Origin of the sequence: Enterobacter cloacae complex sp. 6730903 (assembly GCF_048283985.1) — a bacterium.
Lineage (GTDB): Bacteria > Pseudomonadota > Gammaproteobacteria > Enterobacterales > Enterobacteriaceae > Enterobacter > Enterobacter hormaechei_C.
Genome location: NZ_JBLVXX010000016.1, coordinates 20,322 through 31,061, shown reverse-complemented (window position 1 = coordinate 31,061; position 10,740 = coordinate 20,322). Strand labels below are relative to the sequence as shown.

The 10,740-nt window shown below is 60.0% G+C and carries 10 protein-coding genes and 1 pseudogene; 6 read left to right on the top strand and 5 right to left on the bottom strand.

The features are described from left to right. From ACNQ0W_RS10835 to ACNQ0W_RS10825, 3 genes and pseudogenes are all read right to left on the bottom strand, one after another. Nucleotides 1-656, bottom strand: a pseudogene (locus ACNQ0W_RS10835) (aldehyde dehydrogenase family protein); the annotation flags it as partial. After that, a complete protein-coding gene (gene astA / locus ACNQ0W_RS10830; RefSeq protein WP_062932546.1) occupies nucleotides 653-1,687 on the bottom strand; it encodes an arginine N-succinyltransferase in 1,035 nt (344 codons plus the stop codon). The gene astA and the pseudogene ACNQ0W_RS10835, both read right to left, overlap by 4 nt. Next, nucleotides 1,684-2,904, bottom strand: coding sequence for an aspartate aminotransferase family protein (locus ACNQ0W_RS10825; protein WP_045141487.1), 1,221 nt, complete (start codon nucleotides 2,902-2,904; stop codon nucleotides 1,684-1,686). Before ACNQ0W_RS10825 ends, astA begins: the two co-directional genes overlap by 4 nt. A gap of 433 nt (nucleotides 2,905-3,337) precedes the next feature. On the opposite strand from ACNQ0W_RS10825, the gene xthA reads away from it, so the two are divergent. The 6 genes from xthA to ACNQ0W_RS10795 all read left to right on the top strand — a co-directional run bounded on the left by xthA (nucleotide 3,338) and on the right by ACNQ0W_RS10795 (nucleotide 9,513). Next, nucleotides 3,338-4,144: an exodeoxyribonuclease III gene (gene xthA, locus ACNQ0W_RS10820; RefSeq protein WP_015570756.1), complete on the top strand. Its 807-nt coding sequence runs from the start codon at nucleotides 3,338-3,340 to the stop codon at nucleotides 4,142-4,144. 6 nt (nucleotides 4,145-4,150) lie between these two features. Continuing rightward, nucleotides 4,151-4,834, top strand: coding sequence for a TVP38/TMEM64 family protein (locus ACNQ0W_RS10815; protein WP_062932545.1), 684 nt, complete (start codon nucleotides 4,151-4,153; stop codon nucleotides 4,832-4,834). 6 nt (nucleotides 4,835-4,840) lie between these two features. Then, nucleotides 4,841-6,010 carry an ABC transporter substrate-binding protein gene (locus ACNQ0W_RS10810; protein ID WP_074135690.1) on the top strand — a complete coding sequence of 390 codons (1,170 nt, stop codon included), beginning with the start codon at nucleotides 4,841-4,843 and terminating at the stop codon, nucleotides 6,008-6,010. Then, the gene (locus tag ACNQ0W_RS10805; protein ID WP_062932544.1) at nucleotides 5,983-7,512 is read left to right on the top strand and encodes an ABC transporter permease subunit; all 1,530 of its coding nucleotides are present in this window, start codon (nucleotides 5,983-5,985) and stop codon (nucleotides 7,510-7,512) included. The genes ACNQ0W_RS10810 and ACNQ0W_RS10805 overlap by 28 nt, the downstream gene beginning before the upstream one ends. Beyond that, entirely contained in the window at nucleotides 7,512-8,132 is a 621-nt protein-coding gene (locus ACNQ0W_RS10800) for an ATP-binding cassette domain-containing protein (protein ID WP_062932543.1), read from the top strand. The genes ACNQ0W_RS10805 and ACNQ0W_RS10800 overlap by 1 nt, the downstream gene beginning before the upstream one ends. 73 nt (nucleotides 8,133-8,205) lie before the next feature. Then, a complete protein-coding gene (locus ACNQ0W_RS10795; protein WP_062932713.1) occupies nucleotides 8,206-9,513 on the top strand; it encodes a sulfurtransferase in 1,308 nt (435 codons plus the stop codon). On the opposite strand, the gene ACNQ0W_RS10790 is transcribed toward ACNQ0W_RS10795, so the two are convergent. Continuing rightward, nucleotides 9,510-10,127 (bottom strand): CDP-alcohol phosphatidyltransferase family protein, encoded by a 618-nt coding sequence (locus tag ACNQ0W_RS10790; protein WP_015570762.1) that lies wholly within the window; start codon nucleotides 10,125-10,127, stop codon nucleotides 9,510-9,512. The two genes, ACNQ0W_RS10795 and ACNQ0W_RS10790, sit on opposite strands and share 4 nt — an antisense overlap. Further along, the gene (locus ACNQ0W_RS10785) at nucleotides 10,117-10,689 is read right to left on the bottom strand and encodes a carboxymuconolactone decarboxylase family protein (protein ID WP_017384678.1); all 573 of its coding nucleotides are present in this window, start codon (nucleotides 10,687-10,689) and stop codon (nucleotides 10,117-10,119) included. The genes ACNQ0W_RS10790 and ACNQ0W_RS10785 overlap by 11 nt, the downstream gene beginning before the upstream one ends. Nucleotides 10,690-10,740: the final 51 nt, after the last annotated feature.

The following is a 10,740-nucleotide window of genomic DNA, read 5'->3' as shown; positions in this document are numbered from 1 at the left end:
GTGAACAGCAGACCGTCAATGTCGCTCAGCGCACTCAGCGCCTGACCTGTTTCACGCCCGCCCTGCACCAGATTCAGCACCCCCGGCGGCAGCCCCGCCTGCTCCCAGAGTTTTATGACTGCTTCTCCGGTTAAGGGGGTTAACTCACTCGGCTTGAAGATGACGGTATTCCCCGCCAGCAGCGCAGGCACAATGTGCCCGTTCGGCAGATGTCCGGGGAAGTTATACGGGCCAAACACCGCCAGCACCCCGTGCGGACGGTGGCGCAGCGTGGCGGCGCCGTCTGGCATCTCGGTATGCTGCTCGCCGGTGCGGGTATGGTACGCCTTCACCGATATCGCGATTTTGTTGATCATCGCCGTGACTTCGGTTGTTGCCTCCCAGCGCGGCTTGCTGGTTTCGCAGGCAATGATGCGGGTCAGCTCGGCTTTATTGGCCTCCAGCAGCGCAGCAAATTTCTCAACCAGCGCCTGGCGCTCGGAGAATGGCCGTTTCGCCCATGCCGGAAACGCGCGGCGTGCAGCCTGGCAGGCCTGCTCAACCTGCCCGGCGCTGGCGTCGTTCCCCGACCAGAGCACCTCCTGGCCGACCGGGTTAGTTTTTGTCCGCGCGTCACCTTCGCCCGTTACCCAGTCACCGTTAATCCATAGAGTCATGCTGTTTTCTCCTCCGGGCAGAGCCGCACCAGGCGAACCGTGTCGCCAGCGTTACATTTCAGGGCATCCAGTTGCGCAGCCGTCAGTACCAGACGCTCGCATGATGGGTTGGTTCGCACCAGCATGGCGCGGAAGTTGGTGTAATTCTCGTTCGAGACCAGGCAGGCTGGCCACTCGCCCGGCGCGGGCTGGCCTTCTGAAACCTCAACCAGGCGGCTTTTACGGATGGCGCGAACGCGGTCAATGTCGCATTCCAGCGTCGGGCCGCCGTCGAAGATGTCGACGTAGTTACGGTAGCGAAATCCCTCTTTCTCCAGCACTGCGCGGGCCGGGGCGGTTTGCGGGTGAACTTCGCCGATCACCGCCTGCGCTTCAGGCGTTAAGAAATGGGTATAAATAGGATGCTTCGGCATCAGCTCGGCGATAAACGCCTTCTGACCGGTACCGCACAGGTAATCCGCCCGGCTAAATTCCATGGAGAAGAAGCGTTCGCCCAGACTCTCCCAGAACGGCGAGTAGCCCGTCTCATCAATTACGCCGCGCATCTCCGCGACCACTTTTTCGTTGAAGCGGTCGCGAAAGGCGGCCATAAACATAAAGCGCGATTTGGAGAGCAGATAACCGTTGCCCTCTTTGCGCCAGTCCGGATCGAGAAACAGGGTGCAGAGTTCGCTGGCGCCGGTATGGTCATTACAGAGGAAGAGCGTCGGCAGCGCGTTGTAAACGTTCAGCTCTTTCGAGGCGTGGACCATCGTGCCGACCCGGTAGTTGTACCACGGATCGTTAAGCCCGACGGCCACCTCGATAGCGCAAATCCCCGCCACGGCTCCCGTGTCGGTATCTTCCAGCACGAACACATAGCCCTGTTCGCTTTTTGGCAACGTCCCCTGCCAGGTTTGCAGGGCGCGCTCAATGCGCGCCGACAGCGTTTTTTCATCGGCAGGCAGCGAGGTCAGCCCGCCCCCTGTCTTACCGGCAAGCTGCATAAGCCCGGCAAGATCGCCGTGCGCAACGGGACGGATGACCATCATGATGACACCCCGGACTTCACCTGTTCGCAGGCTAGCGCAAAACGATCTAACCCGGTTCTGACCTCTTCCTCGCTGACGATCAGCGCAGGGGCAAACCGCACCACGTTAGCACCGGCAATCAGCACCATTACGCCCTGCTTTGCCGCTTCCTGTGAAATCAGCTTCGCTTTGCCGGCAAACTCAGGGGCAAGCTCACAACCTATTAACAGCCCCAGACCGCGGATCTCTTTGAACAGGCCGGTCTGGTTATTGATGGCGGTAAGGCGCTCAACAAACCACTGGTGACGCTGCTTCACGCCGTTCAGCACCTCAGGGGTGTTGATGATATCCAGCACCTGTCCGGCGACAGCGGTTGCCAGCGGGTTGCCGCCGTATGTGGTGCCATGGGTGCCCACGGTCATCACGCTGGCGAATTTATCGGTGGTCAGCATCGCCCCCACCGGGAAACCGCCGCCGAGCGCTTTGGCTGTTGAGAGCACATCCGGGGTCACGCCATAGTGCATGTAGGCGTACAGCTCACCCGTGCGGCCCACGCCGGTCTGGACTTCGTCAAAAATCAGGACCGCGTTATGCCGATCGCACAGCTCGCGCAGCCCTTGCAGGAACGCTTTCTGGGCGGGCATGACGCCGCCTTCCCCCTGCATGGGCTCGACAATCACCGCACAGGTGGTGTCGTCAATCAGCTCGCTGGCAGAGTGTAAATCGTTATACGCCGCATGACGGATATCCGGCGGCAGCGGCGCAAAATCCTGAGAATATGAGGGCTGACCACCCGCACTGACGGTAAACAGCGTGCGGCCATGGAAAGCATTTTTAAAGGCTACGATGCCGCTCTTGTGCGCGCCGAATTTATCGTGCGCATATTTGCGCGCCAGCTTCAGCGCCGCTTCGTTCGCTTCCGCGCCGGAGTTACAGAAAAAGACTTTGTCTGCGAAGGTGGCGTCGATCAGCTTCTTCGCCAGACGCAATGCCGGTTCGTTGGTATAACCGTTGCCGGTATGCCAGAATTTCGCCGCCTGGTCATTCAGCGCCTGCCGCAGCGCCGGGTTTGCATGCCCCAGCGCATTTACCGCAATCCCACCCGCAAAGTCGATATACTCTTTGCCCTGCTGATCCCACAGGCGAGAGCCTTCCCCACGTACCGGAATAAAAGCCGCCGGAGCGTATACCGGCATCATCCATTCATCGAAATTTTCACGCGTAACTGACAGAGACATAGCGACCTCATCCGGTAAATAAAAGGTTGTTTAAATGTTAAATAATTGAGTGTTTGCATTGTGAATGTAGATTGCAGTGTTCGTGCCAGCCAGCGATAAAAATGCATAAACGGGTTGGGGTAACAGAATATCAATGAGTTACAATATGGAATTATTCACTGATAATGCATAAATAGTGAATATTTTTACGGCAAGCGGCGCTTTGCCGCATGAAAACAAGAAAGAGTATGCAGAGGCCAAATATAATTCTGGAATTGTGATCGCTCGCGAAATTTATCGGTGCTTTGCGCCCTGTTCGAGGGCAAAACGCGCCGAAATGGTGCAAATATTGCACCGTCGGCATTATCTGTCGCAGTAATTGGGCGAAGCGGATAACAGACGACGTAAATTCTGCTACCATCCTTGCACTATTCACCTTGCATTGGCAGCGACTATGAAATTTGTCTCTTTTAATATCAACGGCCTGCGTGCCCGCCCTCACCAGCTTGAAGCGATTGTTGAGCAACATCAGCCAGATGTGATCGGCTTGCAGGAGACAAAAGTTCACGACGATATGTTCCCGCTCGAAGAGGTAGCGAAGCTGGGCTATAACGTTTTTTACCACGGTCAGAAAGGCCACTACGGCGTTGCGCTGCTGACCAAAGATACGCCGGTGTCGGTGCGTCGTGGCTTCCCGGGTGACGATGAAGAGGCGCAACGCCGCATCATCATGGCGGAAATTCCTTCCGCGCTCGGCAATGTGACCGTCATCAACGGCTATTTCCCGCAGGGTGAAAGCCGCGATCATGAAACCAAATTCCCGGCCAAAGCGAAGTTTTATCAGGATCTGCAAAACTACCTGACAACCGAACTCAAAAAAGAAAACCCGGTGCTGATCATGGGCGACATGAATATCAGCCCGACGGATCTGGATATCGGTATTGGCGAAGAGAACCGTAAGCGCTGGCTGCGCACCGGCAAATGCTCTTTCCTGCCGGAGGAGCGCGAGTGGATGGAGCGCCTGCTGGGTTGGGGGCTGGTGGATACTTTCCGCACGGCTAACCCGGCGACGCAGGATCGCTTCTCGTGGTTTGACTATCGCTCTAAAGGCTTCGATGACAACCGGGGCCTGCGTATTGATCTGCTGCTGGCGAGCGCCCCCCTGGCCGAACGCTGCATCGAAACCGGTATCGACTATGACATCCGTAGTATGGAAAAGCCGTCCGACCATGCGCCGGTATGGGCAACGTTCAAGCTGTAAACTTCAGTGAATATTAAAAAAATCAGTCTTCTGTGCGCCCTTCTGGGCGCATTTGTTTTGACCATTGTTTTGCTTCCTCCAGGCATGCTCTCCCTCGACACGCTAAAAATGCACCAGCAAACGTTGCTCGATCGTGTGGAGCAGGCGCCCCTTCAGAGCGCGCTGATCTATTTTGCGGTTTACGTTCTGCTCTCCGCGCTGTCGATCCCCGGAGCCGCGCTTCTGACGCTGCTCGGCGGGGCGCTTTTCAGCCTGTGGGAGGCGACGCTGTTGGTGTCATTTGCCTCGACGCTCGGCGCCACGCTTGCCATGCTCGTCAGCCGTTATCTGCTGCGTGACTGGGTGCAGCGGCGCTTTGACGCACAGATGAGCACGATCGATGCGGGGATGGATCGCGACGGCGCGCGCTACCTTTTTGCCCTGCGCCTGATGCCGTTGTTCCCGTTCTTTCTGGTCAATTTGCTGATGGGGCTAACCCGTCTCAGGGTGCGTCACTACTGGTGGGTCAGCCAGCTTGCAATGCTGCCTGCCACCGTCATTTATCTGAACGCCGGACGCGAGCTGGGGAAACTCACCTCGCTGCGCGATATTCTGTCGCCGGGACTGCTGTTCGCCTTTACACTGTTAGGGTTATTACCGCTGGTCACTCGCTGGCTGTTTTCCCGTTACATCCCTTCGATTAAAAAGTGAGGCATTATGCGCCGGGTGCGTTTTTGCGCGTTTCTGACGAGTCTGCTGCTGGCAACCTCTGCCTTCGCCGCAGAGAGCTGGCAATCCATTCAGCAACAGGCCACCGGGCAGACCGTCTGGTTTAACGCCTGGGGCGGTGACGAGGCCGTTAACCGCTACCTCGACTGGGTGAGCGGCGAGATGAAAACGCACTACGCCATCAACCTGAAGATCGTTCATCTGGCCGATGCCGCCGACGCGGTGAAGCGGATCCAGACGGAACAGGCCGCAGGACGCAAGAGTAACGGGTCGGTGGATCTGCTCTGGGTAAACGGGGAAAACTTCCGCAACCTGAAAGCGGCAAACCTGCTGCTCACCGGCTGGGCGCAAACCCTGCCCAACTGGCGCTACGTCGATACCCGTAAACCGGTAACGGAAGATTTTGCCATCCCGACCGATGGGGCAGAATCCCCGTGGGGCGGCGCGCAATTAACCTTTATCGCCCGTAAAGCGAGTACGCCGACGCCACCGGCAGATCCCCACGCGCTGCTGGTATACGCCCGACAGCACCCAGGTAAGGTGAGCTATCCGCGACCACCGGATTTTACCGGCACGGCGTTTCTTGAACAGCTACTGCTGGCGCTGACCGCCCATCCGGAGGCGCTAAAAAACGCGCCAGACAGTACCTTTGCGCAGGTCACCGCGCCGCTGTGGGATTACCTTGATACGCTGCACCCCCTGCTGTGGCGCGAAGGGAACGATTTTCCTCCGTCGCCTGCACGAATGGATACGCTGCTGGCCAGCGGCAGTCTGAACCTGTCGCTCACCTTTAACCCCGCCCATGCGATGCAAAAGGTGGCGAGCGGTGAACTGCCTGCCGACAGCTACAGTTTCGGCTTTCTCAAAGGCATGATCGGCAACGTCCATTTTGTCGCTATCCCGGCAAACGCCAGCGCGAGCGCAGGCGCGAAGGTAGTGGCCAATTTCCTGCTGTCACCGCAGGCGCAGATCCGCAAAGCCAATCCTGCCGTCTGGGGTGACCCGAGCGTGCTGGATGGCGAAAAACTGCCTGCGAAAGCGGCAAAACAGCTTCGCGCCTTTACCCCCTCAGGCACGCCTGATGTGCTTCCCGAACCGCACGCCGCCTGGGTTAACGCCCTGGAGCAGGAATGGCTTCGCCGCTACGGAACCCGCTAAGCGGGCTGGTCTGGGCGGCAATGGTGGTCATCTATCTGCCCCTGCTTCCCGCCAGCGGCATGCTGCTGGCCCCGGCGTTTTCTCCCGGCAACTGGGCGGCGATGTTTGCCGACCCGCAGCTGCCGCAGGCGCTGGCCGCCACGCTGGTTTCCACGCTTATCGCGACGCTGGGCTCACTGTTTATCGCCCTGATCCTGCTTGCGCTTCTCTGGCCGGGTGAAGGCTGGCAGCGCCTGAGCACCCGTCTGCCGTGGCTGTTAGCCGTGCCGCACGTCGCCTTCGCCACCAGCGCGCTGCTGCTGTTTGCGGAAGGGGGGCAGTTTTACCGGATCTGTACAGTCTGTTCGCCGCAGCTTGACCGCTACGGTATCGGGCTTGGCCTGACGCTTGCGGTCAAAGAGAGCGCGTTCGTTCTGTGGGCAATTTACGCCGCGCTGCCTGAAAAGCGCCTCGCACAGCAGAAAATTGTCCTGCATACCTTCGGCTACGGACGCATGCAGGCGCTCAACTGGCTCGTCCTCCCGGCCATTGCCCCCGCGCTGGGCGCCGTGATGCTGGCGGTGCTGGCCTGGTCGCTTTCCGTGGTGGATGTGGCGATCGTGCTCGGGCCGGGCAACCCGCCGACGCTGGCGGTGCTGGCCTGGCAGTGGCTCACCCAGGGCGATGCGCAGCAGCAAACAAAGGGAACGCTGCTGTGTCTGGTGTTGCTCCTGCTGCTGGCGGCGCTTGCCGCGGTGGGATACGGCTTCTGGACGGCATGGCGGCGCGCCCAGCCTGACCCCTCCGGGGTACGTCGCGCTTCGCATAGCGCGCTGCCCGCACGGACGCTGGGCGGGTTACTGCCGCTGTGCGGCGTGCTCTGTGCGCTGGTTCTGCTGATGCTGGCACGCCGGGACGACATCGGCCCCGTCAGCGACAGCCTTTCACTGGGGCTGCTGTCCAGCCTGACAGCGCTGACCATCCTCATGCTCTGGCTTGAGTGGGGACCCCAGCGCGGCGCGGTGTGGGTCTGGCTGCCGCTCGCCCTTCCGGCGCTGCCCCTCGTGTCCGGGCAGTATGCCGTGGCGCTGTGGCTGGGCATCGACGGCCAGTACGCTGCGGTGCTCTGGAGCCATATGCTCTGGGTTCTCCCGTGGATGCTCCTGGTGCTGCAACCGGCCTGGCGCAGGCTCGATCCCCGGCTTATCCTCACCGCCAGAACGCTGGGCTGGCGACAGGCGAAAATTTTCTGGTTGGTAAAATGCCCCCTGATGATTCGTCCGGCCCTGCTGGCCTTTGCCACCGGCTTTTCCGTGAGCATGGCCCAGTACATGCCGACCCTCTGGCTGGGAGCGGGACGTTTCACCACCCTGACGACGGAGGCGGTCGCCCTCAGCAGCGGCGGCAGCATTCCGATCCTCGCCAGCCGGGCGCTGGGTCTGTTGCTGTTGACCAGCAGCGTATTTGCCCTTGCCGCGCTGCTCTCCCGGCTCGTGGGCCGTCACAGACAAGGATTACGTTAATGCTGACCGTGAAAAATCTCACCATTGCGCCACTCTTACGTGAGGTCAACTTCCGTGTCCCGGCGGGGGAGATCGTCACGCTGATGGGACCCTCCGGGAGTGGGAAATCGACCCTTTTCGCCTGGATGGTAGGGGCGTTATCCGCTGATTTTAAGGCGCACGGCGAGCTGTGGCTGAACGATCGTCGCTGCGATCTGCTCCCCGTGGAAACGCGCGGGATCGGCATTCTGTTTCAGGATGCCCTGTTGTTTGACGCCTTTAGCGTAGGGCAAAACCTGATGCTGGCGCTGCCGGCGCACATCGTCGGGCGCGCCCGCCGCAACGCGGTCGAGCAGGCCCTGGAGACTGCCGGGCTGGCAAACCACTACACCAGCGATCCGGCCACCCTTTCCGGCGGCGAGCGCGCCCGGGTCAGCCTGTTGCGCGCCCTTCTCGCCCAGCCGCAGGCATTGCTGCTCGACGAGCCGTTCAGTCGACTGGATAAAACGCTGCGCGCCTCATTCCGGGCGTGGGTATTCGAGGTCACTCGCCAGCGCAGGATCCCGGTGGTGCTGGTCACGCATGATGAGGACGATATTCCGCCCGGCGGGGAGGTAATTGAGATTTCTCGCTGGCAATAATGTGCTAACGCAATGTTTTTGGCTTCAGGAGAGACGACAATGCCCCCCTCTTTTAATGACGTCAGGTTTTTCGATGAAACGTGTTTCTCAACTGACCGCGCTGGCCCTGATCTGCGGCCTCGCCTCACTCTCCTCCATGGCGGCTGATATGCCCCACTCCCTCACCCTGGCTCAGCTCCGGACGCAAAACGGCGCGGTAATTGATACGCGCGTCAGTGCGTTCTATAACGGCTGGCCGCAGACCCTGAGCGGAACGTCCGGGCATGAACCCGCCGCGCTTAACCTCTCTGCCAGCTGGCTTGGGGCAATGAGCGATGAACAGCTCAGCGGCTGGGCAAAACAACATCGGCTTACGCCAGACATGCCGGTTGCGCTCTATGGCAACGATGATGACAACCAGACCGTCAAAACGCGGCTGGAGAAAGCGGGCTTTACCCACGTCTCCACCCTGAGCGATGCCCTGCAACAATCCGATCGTCTGCAACGTCTGGCGCATTTCGAACAGCTGGTTTATCCGCAGTGGATCCGCCAGTTGCAGCAGGGCAAACCCGTTACCGCCGCACCAGCCGGAGAATGGAAGGTGATCGAGGCTGGCTGGGGTGCGCCGAAGCTTTATCTCCTGAGCCACATTCCCGGTGCGGGCTATATCGACACCAATGAAGTGGAAAGCGAACCGCTGTGGAATAAGGTCTCTGACGAAAAGCTGAAAGCGATGCTGGCGAAGCACGGGATCCGTCACGATACCACCGTCATTCTGTACGGTCGCGACGTGTATGCCGCCGCGCGCGTGGCGCAGATCATGCTCTACGCGGGCGTGAAGGATGTGCGAATTCTGGATGGCGGCTGGAAGGCGTGGTCCGACGCCAGCCTGCCCGTTGAGCGCGGAGCGCCTGCAAAGGTGAAGCCAGCCCCTGATTTTGGCGCGCCGATCCCGGGCCAGCCCCGGCTGATGGTGGATATGGAGCAGGCCCGCAGAATGCTGCACCGTCAGGACGCCTCGCTGGTGAGCATTCGTTCCTGGCCAGAGTTTATCGGTGAAACCAGCGGCTACAGCTATATCAAACCAAAAGGTGAAATTGCCGGTGCGCGCTGGGGCCATGCGGGCAGCGACGCGACCCACATGGAAGATTTCCACAATCCGGATGGCACCATGCGCAGCGCCGATGATATTGCCGCCATGTGGAAAACATGGAATATCCTGCCGGAGCAGCACGTTGCGTTTTACTGTGGTACTGGCTGGCGCGCGTCTGAAGCCTTTATGTACGCCCGCGCCATGGGCTGGCAGAACGTTGCCGTCTACGACGGCGGTTGGTACGAATGGAGCAGCCATCCGCAGAACCCGGTCTCCACCGGGGAGCGCGGACCGGAGAGCGCACGCTAGCGGGGAAGTGATTTCAGCGTGATATAACCGCTCCAGATGCGCGTTGTGGTGGTCAGCCAGCACAACGCGCCAAACGTCCAGGCAAAGAGCGCGAAATGCGCCGGAAACAGGCAGCACAGCACAAACAGCGCGATAGTCTCCGTTCCTTCCGTTAATCCTCCAATGTAATAAAGCGACTTGTGCGCGTAGCCGGGGTTGTCGATATCATGCTTCCCCGCCAGCGCGGCAAAGGCCAGGAAGCTGCTGCCCGTCCCCATAAACGCGAACAGCAGCCAGGCGGCGGCGATCGCATTATCAGCCGGGGCGGCCAGCGCGAAGCCAAACGGCACCAGGGCGTAGAACAGGAAGTCGAGGGCGATATCAAGAAATCCTCCCGCGTCCGTCAGGCCACGGCGACGCGCCAGCGCGCCGTCCAGACCATCCAGCAGCCGGTTCAGCACAATGGCGATCAGCGCCGCCGGATACCAGCCCAGCGCCAGAAACGGTAACGCCAGCACGCCAATCGCAAACCCGGCGAGCGTTAAGCCATCAGGCGTGATAAACGGTTTATCCAGCGCGGCGGCCAGCTGATTTAACCCGGGTTTCAGCCGGGGGTGCAGATGTTTATCCAGCATGCGGTTTACCTTTAAACGTGGCGCACAGCCCCTGAGCCGGGATATCCAGCGCGGCGTTAAAGCGGGCTGAAAGATTCTGAAAGGCAATCAGAGCCGTCATTTCGGTGATGGTCTCTTCCGTAAAATGGCGCTTCAGCAGACTTTTGATATTTTCATCCACCTGAGGCGGTGTGGCGGTGACCGCTTCCGCATAGGCCAGCGCCGCGCGCTCCTCTTCGCTGAACAGGGTGGAGTTTTGCCAGTCGCTGACGGCCTGCACTTTATCCAGCGCCCCGCTCCGCTCGGCCAGACGCAGGCTGTTGGCATCAATACAAAATGCGCAGTGGCAGATCTGCGAGACCCGCGTCATTAGCAGCGATCGCAGAACTGGCGTCAAACGCGCCTTGCGCCGCTCCAGATAGCCGACAAACAGCGCCACCAGCCAGAAAAGACGCGGCATACGCCCCCACCAGCGCGTGGGGTTCAGCACCGCGCCGAAGTGTTTTTTCTGCATGGCGGCAATGGGGCTGAGGCTGACGGGAAGGGTTTCCATGGGCGCAACCCAGGCGGATGTCTCTTTCACCTGATTCTCCTGATGACTGGACTCTTTGGAAGGGCACGATAATATGTCTTT

Coding starts and splice junctions, on each gene's coding strand:
- astA (WP_062932546.1), bottom strand. CDS start 1,687: ATGATGGTCATCCGTCCCGTTGCGCACGGCGATCTTGCCGGGCTTATG.
- ACNQ0W_RS10825 (WP_045141487.1), bottom strand. CDS start 2,904: ATGTCTCTGTCAGTTACGCGTGAAAATTTCGATGAATGGATGATGCCG.
- xthA (WP_015570756.1), top strand. CDS start 3,338: ATGAAATTTGTCTCTTTTAATATCAACGGCCTGCGTGCCCGCCCTCAC.
- ACNQ0W_RS10810 (WP_074135690.1), top strand. CDS start 4,841: ATGCGCCGGGTGCGTTTTTGCGCGTTTCTGACGAGTCTGCTGCTGGCA.
- ACNQ0W_RS10805 (WP_062932544.1), top strand. CDS start 5,983: ATGGCTTCGCCGCTACGGAACCCGCTAAGCGGGCTGGTCTGGGCGGCA.
- ACNQ0W_RS10800 (WP_062932543.1), top strand. CDS start 7,512: ATGCTGACCGTGAAAAATCTCACCATTGCGCCACTCTTACGTGAGGTC.
- ACNQ0W_RS10795 (WP_062932713.1), top strand. CDS start 8,206: ATGAAACGTGTTTCTCAACTGACCGCGCTGGCCCTGATCTGCGGCCTC.
- ACNQ0W_RS10790 (WP_015570762.1), bottom strand. CDS start 10,127: ATGCTGGATAAACATCTGCACCCCCGGCTGAAACCCGGGTTAAATCAG.